The 17318-nt window shown below is 50.7% G+C and carries 16 protein-coding genes and 1 pseudogene; 14 read left to right on the forward strand and 3 right to left on the reverse strand.

Annotated features, from left to right (window positions below; all coding sequences use genetic code 11):
* Positions 1 to 164: 164 nt before the first annotated feature.
* The 9 genes and pseudogenes from vapC to EOS98_RS04285 all read left to right on the forward strand — a co-directional run.
* A pseudogene (gene vapC, locus EOS98_RS24595) lies at positions 165 to 335 on the forward strand (tRNA(fMet)-specific endonuclease VapC); the annotation flags it as partial.
* Between the two features lie 801 nt (positions 336 to 1136).
* On the forward strand, positions 1137 to 1673 hold the full coding sequence (locus EOS98_RS04250; protein ID WP_001038500.1) for an STM3031 family outer membrane protein: 537 nt from the start codon (positions 1137 to 1139) through the stop codon (positions 1671 to 1673).
* Positions 1674 to 1719: 46 nt separating this feature from the next.
* Positions 1720 to 2352, forward strand: coding sequence for a YfdX family protein (locus tag EOS98_RS04255; RefSeq protein ID WP_001727960.1), 633 nt, complete (start codon positions 1720 to 1722; stop codon positions 2350 to 2352).
* A gap of 718 nt (positions 2353 to 3070) precedes the next feature.
* Complete coding sequence (locus EOS98_RS04260) at positions 3071 to 3658, forward strand: fimbrial protein (protein ID WP_001244645.1); 588 nt, start codon at positions 3071 to 3073, stop codon at positions 3656 to 3658.
* A gap of 119 nt (positions 3659 to 3777) precedes the next feature.
* Positions 3778 to 6267, forward strand: coding sequence for a fimbrial outer membrane usher protein StdB (gene stdB, locus EOS98_RS04265; protein WP_064013109.1), 2490 nt, complete (start codon positions 3778 to 3780; stop codon positions 6265 to 6267).
* A 40-nt stretch (positions 6268 to 6307) separates the two neighbouring features.
* Positions 6308 to 7051, forward strand: coding sequence for a fimbrial biogenesis chaperone StdC (stdC, locus tag EOS98_RS04270; RefSeq protein WP_000798491.1), 744 nt, complete (start codon positions 6308 to 6310; stop codon positions 7049 to 7051).
* Positions 7048 to 8115: a fimbrial protein gene (locus EOS98_RS04275; RefSeq protein WP_126523849.1), complete on the forward strand. Its 1068-nt coding sequence runs from the start codon at positions 7048 to 7050 to the stop codon at positions 8113 to 8115. The genes stdC and EOS98_RS04275 overlap by 4 nt, the downstream gene beginning before the upstream one ends.
* A 110-nt stretch (positions 8116 to 8225) precedes the next feature.
* Positions 8226 to 8732 carry a CaiF/GrlA family transcriptional regulator gene (locus tag EOS98_RS04280; protein WP_000093332.1) on the forward strand — a complete coding sequence of 169 codons (507 nt, stop codon included), beginning with the start codon at positions 8226 to 8228 and terminating at the stop codon, positions 8730 to 8732.
* Positions 8719 to 9477, forward strand: coding sequence for a hypothetical protein (locus tag EOS98_RS04285; RefSeq protein ID WP_000134796.1), 759 nt, complete (start codon positions 8719 to 8721; stop codon positions 9475 to 9477). Before EOS98_RS04280 ends, EOS98_RS04285 begins: the two co-directional genes overlap by 14 nt.
* A gap of 208 nt (positions 9478 to 9685) precedes the next feature.
* Here the strand turns inward: EOS98_RS04285 and EOS98_RS04290 are convergent, their stop codons facing one another.
* The gene (locus EOS98_RS04290) at positions 9686 to 10570 is read right to left on the reverse strand and encodes a nickel/cobalt efflux protein RcnA (protein ID WP_127821141.1); all 885 of its coding nucleotides are present in this window, start codon (positions 10568 to 10570) and stop codon (positions 9686 to 9688) included.
* Positions 10571 to 10692: 122 nt separating this feature from the next.
* On the opposite strand from EOS98_RS04290, the gene rcnR reads away from it, so the two are divergent.
* Entirely contained in the window at positions 10693 to 10965 is a 273-nt protein-coding gene (gene rcnR / locus EOS98_RS04295; protein WP_000019953.1) for a Ni(II)/Co(II)-binding transcriptional repressor RcnR, read from the forward strand.
* A gap of 30 nt (positions 10966 to 10995) precedes the next feature.
* Here the strand turns inward: rcnR and EOS98_RS04300 are convergent, their stop codons facing one another.
* Positions 10996 to 12225 (reverse strand): amino acid permease, encoded by a 1230-nt coding sequence (locus tag EOS98_RS04300; protein WP_000036825.1) that lies wholly within the window; start codon positions 12223 to 12225, stop codon positions 10996 to 10998.
* Positions 12226 to 12366: 141 nt separating this feature from the next.
* On the reverse strand, positions 12367 to 12822 hold the full coding sequence (locus EOS98_RS04305) for a multidrug/biocide efflux PACE transporter (RefSeq protein WP_001519547.1): 456 nt from the start codon (positions 12820 to 12822) through the stop codon (positions 12367 to 12369).
* 103 nt (positions 12823 to 12925) lie between these two features.
* Here EOS98_RS04305 and EOS98_RS04310 point away from each other — a divergent pair, with 103 nt between their 5' ends.
* From EOS98_RS04310 to kduD, 4 genes are all read left to right on the forward strand, one after another.
* The gene (locus tag EOS98_RS04310) at positions 12926 to 13789 is read left to right on the forward strand and encodes a LysR family transcriptional regulator (RefSeq protein ID WP_061383824.1); all 864 of its coding nucleotides are present in this window, start codon (positions 12926 to 12928) and stop codon (positions 13787 to 13789) included.
* A 122-nt stretch (positions 13790 to 13911) separates the two neighbouring features.
* Entirely contained in the window at positions 13912 to 15090 is a 1179-nt protein-coding gene (locus tag EOS98_RS04315; protein ID WP_000665980.1) for an acetyl-CoA C-acetyltransferase, read from the forward strand.
* A 429-nt stretch (positions 15091 to 15519) separates the two neighbouring features.
* Positions 15520 to 16356, forward strand: coding sequence for a 5-dehydro-4-deoxy-D-glucuronate isomerase (gene kduI, locus EOS98_RS04325; protein WP_061383825.1), 837 nt, complete (start codon positions 15520 to 15522; stop codon positions 16354 to 16356).
* 56 nt (positions 16357 to 16412) lie between these two features.
* Positions 16413 to 17174: a 2-dehydro-3-deoxy-D-gluconate 5-dehydrogenase KduD gene (gene kduD, locus EOS98_RS04330; RefSeq protein ID WP_061383826.1), complete on the forward strand. Its 762-nt coding sequence runs from the start codon at positions 16413 to 16415 to the stop codon at positions 17172 to 17174.
* The last annotated feature ends 144 nt before the right edge of the window (positions 17175 to 17318 follow it).

The raw sequence follows: 17318 nt of genomic DNA on the forward strand, positions 1-17318 counted from the left end.
TACCTTTACCGGAAATGGTTGTGATGGATACAGAAAAACGCCAGAGGTTGATTACAGGTTGAGTAATATGAACGCTGATGATGATAAATGTGAAGATCATCATACGACTTTATTCGCCGTTGTTTTTTGCCTGATCGTCAAAGCCAACATGCCCCTTCAGGCTGGCGATACATACCGGTCAAATCCGTGCCGAACTGGCCCGCAAGGGAACACCTGTCGGGCCTTATGACCAGATGATTGCTGGCCATGCCCGTAGCCGCGGACTGGTCGTTGTCACAAACAATCTCCGCGAGTTTGAACGCATTCCGGGTATCCGAATCGAAGACTGGTGCTAATTTCTGCATCAGATGTTATCCCCGGATTCAAACTCTTTTCCGGATTTAGTGGCACAGTCAATTTGGTTACCTGCTTAATGGTGGTTTGCATCACATTTTTAGCTGGTGGTATTTTTTTATGTTGACTGGAGATATCTGCCAACAGCATAACTTTTACGGCCAGATAATAAATAAAAGAGTACCAAAATGTCGTATTCTGACATGTTTACGAAGGGAGTACCGCTCCCTTCTTTTTTTTCCTGGATACTCACTGAACAATGCCGTTACTGCCCGATAACTGCCGCCCCCCCTCACCATAGCCGTTTCCTGCAACTAAGTCACAGACGTTGATTTACCAGGCCGATATGCCTTCTTTCCCGTTATATACCCTTCATACTTCAAGTGGCTTATGTGTTGGCTACGGATTACTCGGCCCATCCATGGGCCTCGCCCTGACGGGCCGTCGCACGCGACGTTCAAATCTGCTCCCGGCAGATTTGTCGCTCACCCCAGTCACATCGTTATCTATGCTCCTGGGGACTCACTCCCTTGCCGCCTTTAAGCAACTCGAATTATTTTGGGTATATATCAGTGAACTTCTATTTTTGTCAGTTTTTATTTTTCAGTTTATTTATTATTAAATTCTGTTTCTGGTCTGGATATATTTTCGTGAATAGCCTCCCGACAGCCGGAGATAAAGGTATTTGCTGGCGTAACAGCGCTCATAATTTAAAAGATTTATTTATAGTTTGTTATCACGGAAAGATTTTAACTTAATACATGCCAGTAAGGCATCAGGTAAAAATAACCGGAGAGAAGAAGATGAACAAAATGCTATTAGCCGGAAGTGCCGGTATTGTTCTGCTGTCTGCTGCAGCCAGTCCGGTATGGGCAGACGATAATGCCAGTACATTTTCACTTGGATACGCCCAGTCCCATACTAATCACGCCGGGACGTTGCGTGGGGTTCGGCTGGCAAACAACTATGAAATGTCACCGGACTGGGGGCTGACAACCTCATTTGCCTGGCTAAATGGAAGCCAGCGCTATTCCGATGAAAGCAGTAATGGTCGTGTAACAACCCGTTATTACTCCCTGCTTGCAGGCCCCTCATGGAAAATAAATAACCAGTTAAGTCTGTATAGTCAAGTGGGCCCCGTATTATTGCATCAGCGTGATCACGGGATAAATGAGTCTGATAGTAAGGTCGGATATGGTTATTCTGCTGGCGTGGCTTATACCCCGGTCAGTAATGTCGCTATAACTCTGGGTTATGAGGGTGCGGATTTTGATGCTACCCATAACAGCGGAAGCCTTAATAGCAATGGTTTTAATCTTGGCGTGGGTTACCGGTTCTGAATAGGATAATCCGATAAAAAATGTTACTTTGTGGAGATGATGGATTATGAAAAGCCATATTATGCCAGGCGTTGCGCTGATGGTTATCCTGTTTTCAGGAAATATTATGGCCGCAACAAACATGACTGATAACGTTACTCTGAATAATGACAAGATATCCGGACAGGCCTGGCAGGCCATGCGTGATATCGGAATGTCGCGATTCGAGTTGTTTAATGGTCGGACCCAAAAGGCGGAACAACTGGCTGCGCAAGCAGAAAAACTCCTGAACGATGACAGCACTGACTGGAAGCTGTATGTCAAATCAGATAAAAAAGCCCCAGTTGAAGGAGACCACTATATTCGGATAAATTCATCGATTACGGTAGCCGAAGATTATCTCCCTGCGGGCCAGAAAAATGATGCTATTAATAAAGCAAACCAGAAAATGAAAGAAGGAGATAAAAAAGGGACTATAGAGGCCCTGAAACTAGCAGGCGTCAGTGTTATTGAAAATCAGGAACTCATTCCTCTTCAGCAAACCCGTAAGGATGTGACCACAGCGCTTTCCTTGATGAACGAAGGAAAATACTATCAGGCAGGTCTGATACTGAAATCAGCTCAGGATGGCATAGTTGTAGACTCTCAGTCAGTTCAGGAATCACCCACGCACCCCGTGCAGCACGACGCCGCGCATTAATATCCCCCAGCCTGCTGTATATATTACAGCAGGCAGCATTATGTCTGACAGCCATTACCAGTTTGTTCTTTGCTGTCGGCATTGTTTTTAAAATTCATCCGTGAAGTTCAGGAATATCAGGGTACCTGCATTTATATCTATTGTGATGTCCATCACAAATACAGAAGAATATCATTTCATTTATTATTTTTTATCCCTTCCGCTTATGATGGTTCATAATGATTTATTAAGTTAATGTTTTGAAATTAAATGTCTTTCACTTGCGTTATGTCTGGTTTTTTATGCTGCCAGTAGTTTCATTGTTATATATGGTTAGTATTATGTTTTGTAAATATCCAGTGTGATGGAAAAGCAAAACATACATTCCCGATAACATATTACAAAATATTTCATGTCCGCTGCGAATATCTGTCTGTTAGGTATTCATCCGCTTATAATTACATTAAAAAGTATTTCTTTGATGATTATTCTTAAATTACGATCATAATCATCGATCGTATCGATCTATTTTTATTGTTTTAATTTGAATAAGAATTTTCTTACAACTGATTAGGCATTAGCTGAAATCAATATTTTTCGATGGAAAGTTCAGGTGCTTCGTTTAACACCAGGCGTTTATTATTCATGCGAATCTTTTCTGAACGCTTTCATTAATACCCTCAGATTTGTTTTCAGCCTTTGCAAAATAATTCTCATTCACCCAAAGGACATATTATCTATGCGTAATAAAATAATACTTGCCATGGCGGCTGCCGGTATGATGTATGGCGCTTCTGTATATGCAGTCGATCCACCAACAGCAGGCCCGTTCGGCTCAGGTAAAATTACCTTTACTGGCACCATCACCAACTCCCCCTGTGATATCGCGCCGGGTGACGATGCGATCACCGTTCCGTTTGGACAGATTTCTTACCGTAAACTGAATACCGCCGATGCAACCACGGACTCAAAACCGTTCACTATTCATCTGCAGAACTGCGCCTTCGATCCGAATGATGCAGGTTCAAATCCTGCTGGCTCCGCAGGGAAAATGTCTAAAGTAACCGTCTCTTTCAGTGGCACAGCTGATACCTCAGGTAAAGCTTACGTCAGCACCGGCAGTGCCCAGCATGTTGGTGTGCAGCTTCTGAAAAGTGACAATACCTCACTGATTACGCCCAATACCCCGATGCCGGATGGCGAAGCTCAGCAACTGCAAGCCGGGAATAACGAACTTAACTTCTTTGCCCGCCTGATAGCCCTGACAAATGCCGCAACTCCTGGCGATGTTAACGCATCCGTCACCTACACCCTGAAATACTTGTGATTTTACGCAGTAAATAACGACAGGGAGAAGCCGTCCACGGAGGGGATCGGACGGCTTTTATATCTGACTGTGCCTGCGGGCTGTCTGTTACACGGACGACAACACGAAAGCGCCATGCCATGAAAATTACCCGGCTTGCCATTCTGATTACCCTGACATTTTCCGTCCTGAAGTCGCAGGCCACGGAGTTCAATGCCAGCCTGCTGGACAGCGGGAACCTGTCCAACGTGGACCTCACGGCCTTCAGCCGCGAGGGGTATGTGGCGCCCGGTAACTATATTCTCGATATCTGGCTCAATGACCAGCCGGTACGGGAACAGTATCCGGTCAGAGTTGTACCGGTTGCCGGACGCGACGCGGCCGTCATCTGTGTGACAACAGACATGGTGGCCATGCTGGGTCTTAAGGATAAGATTATTCATGGCCTGAAACCCGTTACCGGTATCCCGGACGGGCAATGCCTTGAGCTGCGCTCCGCTGACAGTCAGGTACGGTACAGCGCTGAAAATCAGCGTCTGACCTTCATTATCCCCCAGGCCTGGATGCGTTATCAGGACCCGGACTGGGTGCCTCCTTCACGCTGGAGCGACGGCGTCACCGCCGGCCTGCTCGATTACAGCCTGATGGCCAACCGCTATATGCCGCAGCAGGGGGAGACCTCTACCAGCTACAGCCTCTACGGCACCGCCGGGTTTAATCTCGGCGCCTGGCGGTTGCGGAGCGATTATCAGTACAGCCGTTTTGACAGTGGGCGGGGCGCATCACAGTCCGATTTTTATCTACCGCAGACGTATCTGTTCCGTGCCCTGCCAGCACTGCGCTCAAAACTGACGCTCGGACAGACGTACCTCAGTTCCGCTATTTTTGACTCCTTCCGCTTTGCCGGGCTCACTTTGGCCAGCGATGAGCGCATGCTGCCGCCCTCTCTTCAGGGGTATGCCCCGAAAATCAGCGGCATTGCGAACAGTAATGCACAGGTTACCGTCAGCCAGAATGGCCGCATTCTGTACCAGACCCGAGTGTCACCGGGGCCTTTTGAGCTTCCCGACCTGAGCCAGAATATCAGCGGCAACCTGGATGTCAGCGTCCGGGAAAGCGACGGTAGCGTCCGGACCTGGCAGGTCAACACGGCCAGCGTCCCCTTTATGGCACGCCAGGGACAGGTTCGCTATAAGGTGGCCGCCGGACGTCCGCTGTACGGCGGGACGCATAACAACAGCACGGTCAGCCCTGACTTTCTGCTCGGGGAGGCCACCTGGGGAGCATTTAACAACACGTCGCTGTATGGCGGCCTCATTGCCTCCACCGGCGACTACCAGTCCGCGGCGCTCGGGATCGGCCAGAATATGGGGCTGCTGGGCGCTCTGTCTGCGGACGTCACCCGCTCAGATGCGCGGTTGCCGCATGGGAAGAAGCAGTCCGGTTACAGCTACCGTATCAACTATGCCAAAACGTTTGATAAAACCGGCAGTACCCTGGCGTTCGTCGGATACCGCTTCTCGGACCGCCATTTTCTGTCCATGCCGGAGTACCTGCAGCGTCGGGCCACCGACGGCGGCGATGCATGGCATGAAAAACAGAGCTACACCGTGACTTACAGCCAGTCCGTTCCGGTACTCAATATGAGCGCGGCCCTCTCGGTAAGCCGGCTCAATTACTGGAATGCGCAGTCCAACAATAACTACATGCTCAGCTTCAACAAAGTGTTCAGTCTCGGCGACCTTCAGGGGCTCTCGGCCTCGGTGTCGTTTGCCCGTAACCAGTACACCGGCGGGGGGAGTCAGAACCAGGTCTACGCCACCATCAGTATCCCGTGGGGCGACAGCCGTCAGGTGAGCTACAGCGTACAGAAAGATAACCGGGGCGGCCTGCAGCAGACCGTGAATTACAGCGATTTCCATAACCCGGATACCACATGGAACATCAGCGCCGGTCATAACCGCTATGACACCGGCAGTAACAGCAGCTTTAGCGGCAGCGTGCAGAGCCGTCTGCCGTGGGGCCAGGCGGCAGCGGACGCCACCCTGCAGCCCGGACAGTACCGCAGCCTGGGCCTGAGCTGGTACGGCTCGGTGACGGCCACCGCCCACGGCGCCGCCTTCAGCCAGTCGATGGCCGGGAATGAGCCTCGCATGATGATAGATACCGGAGACGTGGCCGGTGTGCCGGTGAACGGCAACAGCGGGGTGACCAACCGCTTCGGGGTGGGCGTGGTGAGCGCCGGCAGCAGCTATCGCCGCAGCGATATTTCGGTTGATGTGGCCGCCCTGCCGGAGGACGTGGACGTCAGCAGCTCCGTCGTCAGCCAGGTGCTGACGGAGGGCGCGGTGGGCTACCGGAAGATTGACGCCAGCCAGGGGGCGCAGGTGCTCGGTCATATCCGGCTGGCTGATGGCGCCAGTCCACCGTTTGGCGCTCTGGTAGTGTCCGGGAAAAGCGGCAGAACCGCGGGGATGGTCGGAGATGACGGTCTGGCCTACCTGACAGGCCTCAGCGGGGAAGACCGCCGGACCCTGAACGTGTCCTGGGATGGCCGGGTGCAGTGCAGACTCACCCTGCCGGAAACGGTGACACTCAGCCGGGGGCCGCTGTTACTGCCCTGCAGATAAAAATATCCCTGTCACAGAGCAGGACTAACGGAGAAAACAGGTGAAAAACAGCAGAAGAAGCCGTGTGATTTTACTCGCGCTGGCGGCAGCATGGAGCCAGTGCAGCCCGGCGGCCGTCAATGTCGACCGGACCCGTATTATCATGGATGCGCCGCAGAAAACGGTGGCCATCACGCTGAATAACGATGACAAAACCACGCCGTTTCTGGCGCAGTCTTGGGTGACGGACGCTGACGGGGTGAGAACCGATGCGCTGATGGCGCTGCCGCCGCTGCAGCGTATTGATGCCGGACAGAAATCCCAGGTCCGCATTACCCAGGTTCGTGGGCTGACAGATAAGCTCCCTCAGGACAGAGAAACACTGTTCTGGTTTAACGTGCGGGGCGTTCCCCCGAAGCCGGAAGACGACAACGTCCTGCAGCTGGCCATGCAGAGCCAGCTGAAACTGTTTTACCGTCCGAAAGCCATTATCAGAAGCAGCAATGACCAGCCGGAAAGAAAGCTGACCGCTGAGCGGAATGCGGGACACCTGACCCTCAGAAACCCGACGCCGTACTACATCACTGTGGCGTGGCTGGGAGCAGACCGTAGCCACAGGCTCAGCGGTTTCCGCGAGGGCGTGATGGTGCCGCCCCTGGGGAGCCTGCCTTTAAAGGCTGTTCTGCCGGCAGAAACCCGGACGCTGTGGGTGGGGTATATTGATGATTACGGTGGACTGCAGATGAACCGCTACGCCTGCGATGCCCTGAACTGCGCGTTTAAGGACGCAGGGGCGACATCATGACAGGACGATTATTCAATATGAAATCACTGATACTGTCAGGTGTGTTTCTTTTCTTTGCTGTCTGTGATTCTGCGAGGGCAAATATCGAATGGTCATATTGTGACGCGAATGGACATGTCGGCATTCAGAATATTAATCTGAAGGGTGGAACATTCTTCACTGGTCAGGAGCTGCAGAGCGTTACCGTTCCCATTAGTTATACCTGTTATACAAAATGGAAAAGTTACGGACCCTCTTACTACACAACTCTTAATCTTTACAATATGGGGGAGGTAGTAACTGCACTAAGAAAAAGCGGTCTCGGCATGGATATCACTGTTCAGGAAGGGACGTCGGCTTCCGTAACATTTACATGGAAAGAGATACAGGCAGGATTTTCTGGCTGGAGCAGCTCAAAAGTATTCGGGCAATATATGGACCCGGAGAAAACATATAACCGGAGCGGAACGCTGACGTTTCGTATATTTGTGTATCAGGCGTTTAAGAATAACTTTTTGAACATAACTATACCATCAAGCACGATTAACATATTACCCTATGACCCAAATGGTGTAAGCCCCCCATCTGTTTCATTCAGACCTTTAACTGTTTCTGCGTTTAATCTCAGGTTTATTCCTGACAACTCAGGCAAGGTTATTATCTCTCCTTCTAATACCATCAATATGGGGCGTTTTTATACGGAATATAAGGAAACCCTGGTGCCCAGGGAAGTACCTTTCACCGTTACAGCACAACAGAATGTCGGAACGCAGATCCCGTTCGTCGCCCCACTGGCTATAGAGTTCAGGACCAACGGTCTGACACTGGCAGATGCTGACAGCACCGTGATTCTTAAGAATAATAAACAAGAAAACAATGGTTTCAGACTGTCGGTAATGGATGTGGATAATAACACACCAGTTAAATTTAATGTGAAAACAGATATGGGATCTATCCATCTTGATAACGGTGCCGGTGGCAGAATTATAAAACAGTATAAAGCAAAGGTCGAAGCTATACCCGGTGCGGTAATTAAAGCAGGTGCTTTTTCAGCCGCAATGACAGTGATTGTTACTTACAATTAGCAGGATTAAATACCATTTCCTGATAGTTAATTAAAAAATAGCTATAAATTTATCTTTATGATTATTTTTTTTCTTCTCGGTCTTTTTCACTAAAAAAACGGAGAGTTTGCATGTCTTCTGATAAATCAAAAGGGAAGATAGTTTTTTCAGGTAACGATATTCATTATCCCGGACAGACCAACCATGATGCCTGTTTTATTCCGGTAAGTGTCCGCCAGTATGCCGGCGAGCCCCTGTATATCATCGTGGCACACTGGTGCCTGTTGCAGCAGAACTGGGTTCAGCGTAACCAGATAGCAGAGGCGTTTCACATCACGGCCAGACGGGCCAGCTACCTGATTGCCTATCTGCGAAGCAAAACATCACGAGTGGTCAGCATCTGCCGTCACCAGACCCTGCCCAATAAAGCACGACGCTATGAGATTTATGTTATCCGGGTTCTTGACAGTCCCACCCCGTCCACGCGCCGTGAAAAAGCCGGACCGCCGCTGGTATCAAAACGCCGGGTCGGTAATGGTGACAGGTCGATGGCAAATGAACTGTGGAACCGGCTGTGCAGTAACAGAAATGCGGGAAAGATCCTGAAAAAGAAGGAGGATGAGGATGACGGAACATAACCGGATGCCGGCCCGGCAGATTATCGTTTACGGTGACTGCTGGCCGGTGACGATCGCCGTGGCACACCTGGTCCGAAGATTTCTGCCGGGCTGCAACTGTGAAACCGCATACAGGCTGCCTGTTCTGTTGCAGCAATTACGTCGGAAACCGGAGGCCATACTGATACTGTGTCTGCGTCCCCGTGAACATCTCTTTTTGTTCTATTCCCTGAGACAGATACTGCCGGACTACCCGGTTATGGTTATCAGCGATGAGCTGTTTTTCAGCGACCGGGTGGTACTGAAGGTATACGGCGGCATCCCGGCGCTGCTGGAGCCGGAACTGGCGGAGATACTTATCCGGGGGCGGCGGGGTGAACAGTGGGCCGGGGGCGCACGCCTGCGCAGGACAGGAGCGCTGGACGCCTTTTTGTTATCTCCGGCTCCGGTGACGGGCTTTCTGGAAGTGCCACCGATATTTAACAATCCGAAGCGGTTGATGAACTATATGGACCAGTTGATGCACCGGGAGATACTGGCATGCGGAGTGAGCCTGGCCCAGTTACGCTTGCTTCAGGAAGTTTACCGTGGACGGGGAAGGTTGTCAGCGTTGTGTGGAAGGCTGAATACGCAGGAGAAGCAAATCTGGCAGGACAAATACCGGTTACTGGTGAAGCTGGGAATGCGGAACCGATTACGGGAACTGCTGTTTGGTACCCGGTTTTGTAAATCACTGCAGCGAACTCCGTTTATCGCTCCGCAATAACCCGCCTCCGGCGACCCTATCCAGAAACCCTGAAACGCCGGCTAAACCCGGTGGCGGTGGGGTATGTTTTGCCTGTGGTGTATGGAGTAAAATACAGAATTCAGGCGGGACGCTGAATGTATGGCCTTTCATACCGTTTGATAAGTAAAAACGCTTCTGGAATGAAACCCGACGTGAATGATACGGCCTGAGCAGAAGCGTTGCATATTTACTGCATGATCCCGGTATAGCCATGAATTCCCATATACACGCCGACCAGACCAATCAGAATGCTCGAAAAATAGGGCGCCCGCCGGGCAAGCGTCGAAAAACCACTCCAGCGCTTTGCTGCCTGTTGAACGCTTATCGCCGCGCCAACGCCTACCGTCACCAGCGTTAATGCCAGGCCAAGACTAAAGCTCAGCACCATTGTGGCGCCCAGTGTAAACGCTTTAAGCTGGATACAAATCAGTAAAACGGTGATCGCAGCCGGACAGGGGATAAGCCCTCCGGTCAGTCCGAACAGCAGGATCTGTCCATTAGTCACTGTTTGACCATCAAAACGGCGTTGAATATCGGCAGCATGGGCGCGTTCATGGGCATCCTGATACGCTTTTGACGTTGCGCCTTCCGGATGTATGTGACCATGATGGTCATGGTCATGGTCATGGTCATGGTCATGGTCATGGTCATGGTCATGGTCATGGTCATGGTCATGGTCATGGTCGTGGTCGTGATGGTGGTCGTGATGATGGTTTCCCGCTAGCCACTGCTGCTCGCCTCGCCATGTCCGCCAGAACATCCAGCACGCGGTGCTCAGAATAATAATCGCAGAAATTAACTGCAGCCATGGTTCCACTGATTGTGCGGTGAATGCCCGGCTAAGATACATCCCACCCAGAGCGATTAACCAGACGATCGCGGTATGAGAAAGCGTTGCTGCCAGACCGAGCATGACAGCCTGTTTAACCGTACCTTTAATGGCAATGATAAAAGCCGCCATCATAGTTTTGGAGTGCCCTGGTTCAAGCCCGTGCAAAATACCTAATAAAATGGCGCTGGGAATGAAGAACCAGCCGTTTCCTTGCTGAAGAAGTGTCGAAAATTCACCCATGAGAATGATTCTTAGTTGTTTTATGTGGGGCGTCATTCTACTCCCCCCCAGTATGGAATACTACCCCCCAGTAACATCGTAATGCTATAATTTGTATTCGTTAATGTTAGTGAGGTGTTGCAATGTCACATACCATCCGGGACAAACAAAAGCTTAAAGCCAGAACCAGCAAGATTCAGGGACAGGTGATAGCGCTAAAAAAAATGCTGGATGAACCGCATGAATGCGCGGCCGTGTTACAACAGATCGCGGCGATTCGCGGCGCGGTAAATGGCTTAATGCGTGAGGTGATTAAAGGGCATCTGACCGAGCATATCGTTCATCAGAGTGATGAAGCCAGACGTGAAGAAGATCTGGACGTAATATTAAAGGTGCTGGATTCTTATATAAAATAGCCGGGAGTTATATCCCGGCTATCTTTTACTTTAGCCGAAAAACATCACCGATACGCAAAGTAAACCGACGACCAACGTAATGAAATTGCCTACTGAACGGTAGGGTTTCAATGCCGGTATCAGGTACGTTGACAACGTGGGCATAATAAACAGAATCATCGCAATGAGCGGGCCGCTAATAGCATAAATCATAGAGATGGCATTCGGGTTAATACAGCAAATAATAAACGTAATCCCGGAGACCAGCATGATAGACAGCGCGCGATTGAACGCCCGGCTTTTTTTCACGCCAACCTGCTGTAGGGTGGTTCTTACCATTTCGGTTGCGCCCTCAATGACGCCGAAATAGGTGCCGAGGAAAGATTTCGACATGGCCACGACGGCAACGATAATACCGGAAATAGAGAGCCAGGCCGGCGCATTGGGCATCATCGAGAGCGCGGAAAGGATGGTAACGCCTTCGTTGCGCGCGTCTTCAATGTATGACGGCGGAATGGAGAGCAGGCAGCTAAAGACAAAGAACAGCACGCTCAGGCAGATAATCAGATAGGCGACCTTCATGATCTTTTTGCATTTATCCATGGCCTGATCGCCAAAATTTTCCCGTCTGTCGATGGCAAACGTCGAAATAATGGGCGTATGGCTAAAAGCAAAAACCATCACCGGAATAGAAATCCATACCTGGTGCAACGTGTGACTATCCAAAGACATCTGCCCGGTCAGTAACGAGGGTTGCCAGCTTCCGGTTAAGTAGAGCGAAAGGAACAAGAAGTAAGCGATAAGTGGAAAGACTAAAAAGCCCATTACGCGAAGAGTGGCATGTCTTCCCATTAAGAAAATCATATTCAGGATAAGTACTACGCCGAAGCTAACTGCCATCCGGATGCGAATATCTATCTGAATATGCTTCGCTAATTGCTCTGTCAGGGAATTGGTAATCGCCACAGCATAAATTAATACCACGACAAAAAACGCAATGAAATAAAGCGTGGTAATAATATTGCCGATTTTCTTGCCGTAATAATGAGTAACGGCGCCAGTAATTCCCTCACCGGCAGAAGTCTTTGAGGAAAGAATAAACTGACACAGCGCCTTATGCGGCCAGTATGTCAGCGGCCAGGCGACCAGCGCGGTAATAAATAGCACGATTGCGCCTGCCGATCCCAACTGGATGGGAAGGAAAAGAGTGCCTGCGCCTACAGCCGTTCCGTATAATGCAAAACTCCAGAGAGTCTCATCTTTTGACCAAATTTTAGACATTATTTGAATTTATCAACTATAAAACACACAAAAAGAAGCGCAATTTACCATAAATAGCGTCAGTTGGGGGCGTTTTAAGCAGATGGATGTCGTGGAGGAGGAGGGCCGGGAGCGTTGCGATCCCGGCAAAAAAGAGCAATATCATGCACTAACGCGCTGTTGGCGGCGGGTCACTATTCGCTGGCGTAAAACATCGTATGCCCAGTTGTACAGCATCGTGTACGGCAAAAAGAACAGGAAGAAACCAATTTCCAGGGTGAATGCTTGTAGCAGGCTGACATTCAGTACCCAGGCGACAATACTCACGCCAATGACAATAAACCCACTTTCAAATCCTAACGCATGGAGTGCGCGCACTTTGGCGGTTCGTCTCACCTGATGCGCAGGCCACAGTCGATCAAACAGAGCGTTATAAATGATATTCCAGATCATGGCCGTCGTTGCCAGCAATATCGTCAGGCCGCCCATCTCCAGCACCGAGCGCTGCATTAGCCAGGCGGTCGTTGGCGCCAGTATCGCAGTCGCAATACCTTCAAAACAGACAGCATGGAAAATACGCTCCGGCAGCGAGCGACGTTGTATGGCGTCATGTTGCATAAACGAAAAAACCTTACTCTTAATCAAGCTAAAGAAATTTCCGCTATTTTATCGTTTAATGTGATACCTAAAAGATAACATCCATCGATAAAGTAGATAGGTTATGCGTTACTCACCTGAAGCGTTAATGGCATTTGTTGAGACCGTTTCTTGCGGTTCATTTTCTGCGGCGGCGCGCCGCCTGCGTAAAAGCCAGTCCACCATTAGTACCGCCATTGCGCATCTGGAGGCGGATCTGGGATTTTCATTATTTGATCGATCTTCGCGCCAGCCCGTTCTGACCGAAGAAGGAAAACGGGTGCTTAGCTATGTTCAGGCTATTTTATCGGCGAGCGACCGTCTGGATGAGGTGGCGCTGACGTTATCCGGCGAGACGGAGGCAAGACTCACGTTCGTCCTCTCTGATACCCTGCACCCTGACAGCCTGGAAGAGTTAATGGCGCAGTTTGATCGTCAATTTCCGCATACCGAGTTTGAATGCTTGATCGGAGAAAATGATGATGTCATCGACCTGCTGCAAAAAGGGCGCGCCCAGATAGGCCTGATTGAAGCGCGTGATGACTATCCCACAGACATTGGCGCGACGCGTCTGCCTGTTCAAAGCTGGATGGGGGTTTATGTGGCGACCACGCATCCGTTGGTGTCGCAGACGAACCTGCAATGGGAGCAACTGCATACCTGGCGCGAGCTGCGTCTGAATACCTACCTTGACTCTAACGCCAACATTACGCGCGGCCCGGCCTGGTCAGCGCCAAACTATTTATTGCTGTTGAGCATGGCGGTTCAGGGATTTGGCTGGTGCGTATTGCCCTGCGCGCTGGTGGAAGAGTTTGCGGCGGAAAAACCGCTGGCGCAGCTGGATGTTCCTGGCTGGCCGAGGGCGATTGCTATTGATTTGCTGTGGAACAAGAAGACGCCGCCCGGAACGGCAGGGAACTGGCTTCGCTACCATTTGCAGCAGAAATAAGCTGCGTCACCGTCAAATCAGCGTCATTTCCTTTGTGATAAAACTCACTTTTTTTAAACAATCAAGATAACTAATTTTAACAATGCTCTACTATGGCGGTGTCATTTTGCGCTGAGGTGGTAATGAAAGAGGTTGTGATAGTGGGGGCTTTACGGACACCCATCGGCTGTTTTCAGGGAACGCTGGCCCGTCATTCCGCCGTCGAGCTGGGGAGTATGGTCGTAAAAGCGTTAATTGAGCGCACCGGCGTGGACGCTAACGCTATCGATGAGGTCATCCTCGGTCAGGTGCTGACGGCTGGCGCCGGGCAGAATCCGGCGCGCCAGTCAGCCATCAAAGGAGGGCTGCCGACTACCGTTTCCGCCATTACCATTAATGACGTTTGTGGTTCCGGTTTAAAAGCGTTGCACCTGGCGACGCAGGCTATTCAGTGCGGCGAAGCGGACATTGTTATCGCGGGCGGGCAGGAGAATATGAGCCGTGCGCCGCATGTCCTCAATGACAGCCGTACCGGCGCGTTGCCTGATGCCGACAATCTGGTGGATAGTCTGGTACATGATGGCTTATGGGATGCCTTCAACGATTATCACATTGGCGTGACGGCAGAAAACCTGGCGCGGGAATATGGCATCAGCCGCGAGTTACAGGATGCTTATGCGCTCAGTTCGCAGCAAAAAGCCAGGGCCGCGATTGATACCGGGCGTTTTAAAGATGAGATTGTCCCCATCGTCACGCAACGTAATGGGCAGACCGCAATTGTCGATACGGATGAACAACCGCGGGCCGACGCCAGTGCGGAGGGGTTAGCCCTGCTGCATCCGGCGTTTGATAGTTTAGGTTCGGTGACGGCGGGTAATGCCTCCTCAATCAACGATGGCGCCGCCGCGGTGATGATGATGAGCGAGGCGAAAGCCCAGGCGCTGGGGCTGCCGGTGCTGGCGCGCATCCGCGCGTTTGCCAGCGTCGGCGTCGATCCTGCGCTAATGGGGATTGCGCCGGTATATGCTACCCGGCGCTGTCTGGAGCGCGCCGGCTGGCAACTGACGGAGGTCGACCTTATCGAAGCCAACGAAGCGTTTGCCGCCCAGGCGTTGTCGGTAGGAAAAATGCTGGAATGGGATGAGCGACGGGTAAACGTTAATGGCGGCGCGATTGCGCTGGGGCATCCCATTGGCGCTTCCGGTTGTCGAATTCTGGTTTCACTGGTGCACGAAATGGTTAAACGCGACGCGCGAAAAGGTCTGGCGACGCTGTGTATCGGTGGCGGCCAGGGCGTTGCTTTAACCATTGAACGCGACTGATCCTGCGCCAGCCATCCTTTTCCTGCTTCAGTATTCCGTCATAAAAAGCCCTCTATCACGAGGGCAAAGCCAGTGACAGACCCCCCTTTTTCGTTATAGCGCAGAACGTCTTGCCGCGTCGGGCATTGCAGACGCATACCGCTTTTAATTCAATTCGCACATCAGACCTCGTTCCAAAACAAGCCCCAATTTTTATCTGAGTAACCGCATACAGCATCTGGCGCACATGTCTGAAAATCAGACAAGTGCGTAAGTTTTAGCGCCGTTCGTGATCGCTACAGCAGTTTTAAAAATAACCAACCATATAAATGAAACGTTGTTTTATTTATTATTGAAAACCTTCATCCAGGCGACTATGATGCCGTTAAATAAATCAAAACAGTGTTTTGATTTTATGCCATTGCGATCGATTTATCATTGGAGGGAAAAGTGGACGTAAGGCAAAGCATCCATAGCGAGCACGCTAAAACGCTGGACACCCAGGCGCTGCGACGCGAGTTTTTAATAGAAAATATTTTTGTCGCTGATGAATATACGATGGTCTACAGCCATATCGACCGTATTATTGTCGGCGGCATTATGCCCGTCAGCCATCCCGTTGAAATCGGCGGAGAGGTGGGTAAACAGCTTGGCGTTTCCCGGTTACTGGACCGCCGCGAGCTGGGCGTCATTAATATTGGCGGCGCGGGCGCCATTATCGTTGACGGGCAGCGCCATGACATTGGTCATCGTGATGCTCTGTATATTGGTAAAGGGGCGAAAGAGCTGGTCTTCGTCAGCAATGAGGCGAACAGACCGGCGAAGTTTTATTACAACTGCGCGCCAGCGCATACCGCTTATCCGACGAAAAAAGTGTCGCCTGCCGACGTTGCGCCCGTCACCTTAGGCGATAACCTCACCAGTAACCGTCGCACTATCAATAAATACTTCGTACCGGATGTACTGGAAACCTGTCAGCTCAGTATGGGACTCACCGAACTGGCGCCCGGCAATCTATGGAACACCATGCCATGCCATACCCATGAGCGCCGTATGGAAGTGTACCTCTATTTCAATATGGAAAAGGACAGTTGCGTTTTCCATATGATGGGGCAGCCTCAGGAAACCCGTCATATTGTGATGCGTAATGAACAGGCGGTTATTTCCCCAAGCTGGTCAATACATTCCGGCGTTGGCACCAAAGCCTATACGTTTATTTGGGGCATGGTGGGAGAAAATCAGGTCTTCGATGACATGGATCACGTTGCGGTACAAGATCTGCGCTAGTCGCGACCGGTGATAACGCCTGTGCGTGACAGGCATGACAAAAATAAGGATTAACAATGATTTTGAATGCATTTTCTCTTGAAGGTAAAGTCGCGGTTGTGACGGGGTGCGATACCGGATTGGGGCAGGGGATGGCGTTAGGGCTGGCGGAAGCGGGCTGTGACATTGTCGGTATTAACATTGTTGAACCGACGGAAACTATTGCGCGCGTCACCGCTCTGGGACGTCGTTTTTTAAGCCTGACAGCCGATCTGCGTCAAATCGATGGCATTCCGGCGCTACTGGAACGGGCGGTGGCGGAATACGGTCATATTGATATTCTGGTGAATAACGCGGGTTTGATCCGTCGTGAAGATGCGATTGATTTCACGGAAAAAGACTGGGATGACGTTATGAACCTGAACATCAAGAGCGTGTTCTTTATGTCTCAGGCGGCGGCAAAATATTTTATTGCCCAGGGCAACGGCGGCAAAATTATTAATATCGCGTCTATGCTTTCCTTCCAGGGCGGCATTCGCGTTCCGTCTTATACCGCGTCGAAAAGCGGCGTAATGGGAATAACGCGTCTGATGGCGAACGAGTGGGCGAAACACAATATCAATGTGAACGCCATCGCGCCGGGCTATATGTCCACGAATAATACCCAGCAATTGCGCGCTGATGCACAACGTAGCGCCGAAATTCTCGACCGTATTCCGGCTGGACGTTGGGGGCTACCGGGCGATTTAATGGGCCCGGTAGTCTTCCTGGCATCCAGCGCCGCTGATTATGTTAACGGCTATACCATAGCGGTAGATGGCGGTTGGCTGGCGCGTTAATCCGCTACTGACAAATGCGTTTCTGGGAAAATCGACTCTTTGGCCGAAAAAACTGATAAAGCCCTGTCCTCGTACAGGGTTTTTTTATGATCTCATTAACATAGTCCATATTGTGGGTTTAACTTAATCCATATATTGTTAAAT

Source organism: Salmonella sp. SSDFZ69, assembly GCF_004010755.1.
Classification (GTDB): domain Bacteria; phylum Pseudomonadota; class Gammaproteobacteria; order Enterobacterales; family Enterobacteriaceae; genus Salmonella; species Salmonella enterica.

What these genes read in the sequence shown, in the direction of transcription:
- EOS98_RS04255 (WP_001727960.1), top strand. Translation starts at nt 1,720, where the DNA reads ATGAAAAGCCATATTATGCCAGGCGTTGCGCTGATGGTTATCCTGTTT.
- EOS98_RS04300 (WP_000036825.1), bottom strand. Translation starts at nt 12,225, where the DNA reads ATGTCTAAAATTTGGTCAAAAGATGAGACTCTCTGGAGTTTTGCATTA.
- EOS98_RS04310 (WP_061383824.1), top strand. Translation starts at nt 12,926, where the DNA reads ATGCGTTACTCACCTGAAGCGTTAATGGCATTTGTTGAGACCGTTTCT.
- EOS98_RS04315 (WP_000665980.1), top strand. Translation starts at nt 13,912, where the DNA reads ATGAAAGAGGTTGTGATAGTGGGGGCTTTACGGACACCCATCGGCTGT.
- EOS98_RS04305 (WP_001519547.1), bottom strand. Translation starts at nt 12,822, where the DNA reads ATGCAACATGACGCCATACAACGTCGCTCGCTGCCGGAGCGTATTTTC.
- EOS98_RS04280 (WP_000093332.1), top strand. Translation starts at nt 8,226, where the DNA reads ATGTCTTCTGATAAATCAAAAGGGAAGATAGTTTTTTCAGGTAACGAT.
- EOS98_RS04250 (WP_001038500.1), top strand. Translation starts at nt 1,137, where the DNA reads ATGAACAAAATGCTATTAGCCGGAAGTGCCGGTATTGTTCTGCTGTCT.
- rcnR (WP_000019953.1), top strand. Translation starts at nt 10,693, where the DNA reads ATGTCACATACCATCCGGGACAAACAAAAGCTTAAAGCCAGAACCAGC.
- kduD (WP_061383826.1), top strand. Translation starts at nt 16,413, where the DNA reads ATGATTTTGAATGCATTTTCTCTTGAAGGTAAAGTCGCGGTTGTGACG.
- EOS98_RS04275 (WP_126523849.1), top strand. Translation starts at nt 7,048, where the DNA reads ATGACAGGACGATTATTCAATATGAAATCACTGATACTGTCAGGTGTG.
- EOS98_RS04290 (WP_127821141.1), bottom strand. Translation starts at nt 10,570, where the DNA reads ATGGGTGAATTTTCGACACTTCTTCAGCAAGGAAACGGCTGGTTCTTC.
- EOS98_RS04260 (WP_001244645.1), top strand. Translation starts at nt 3,071, where the DNA reads ATGCGTAATAAAATAATACTTGCCATGGCGGCTGCCGGTATGATGTAT.
- EOS98_RS04285 (WP_000134796.1), top strand. Translation starts at nt 8,719, where the DNA reads ATGACGGAACATAACCGGATGCCGGCCCGGCAGATTATCGTTTACGGT.
- stdB (WP_064013109.1), top strand. Translation starts at nt 3,778, where the DNA reads ATGAAAATTACCCGGCTTGCCATTCTGATTACCCTGACATTTTCCGTC.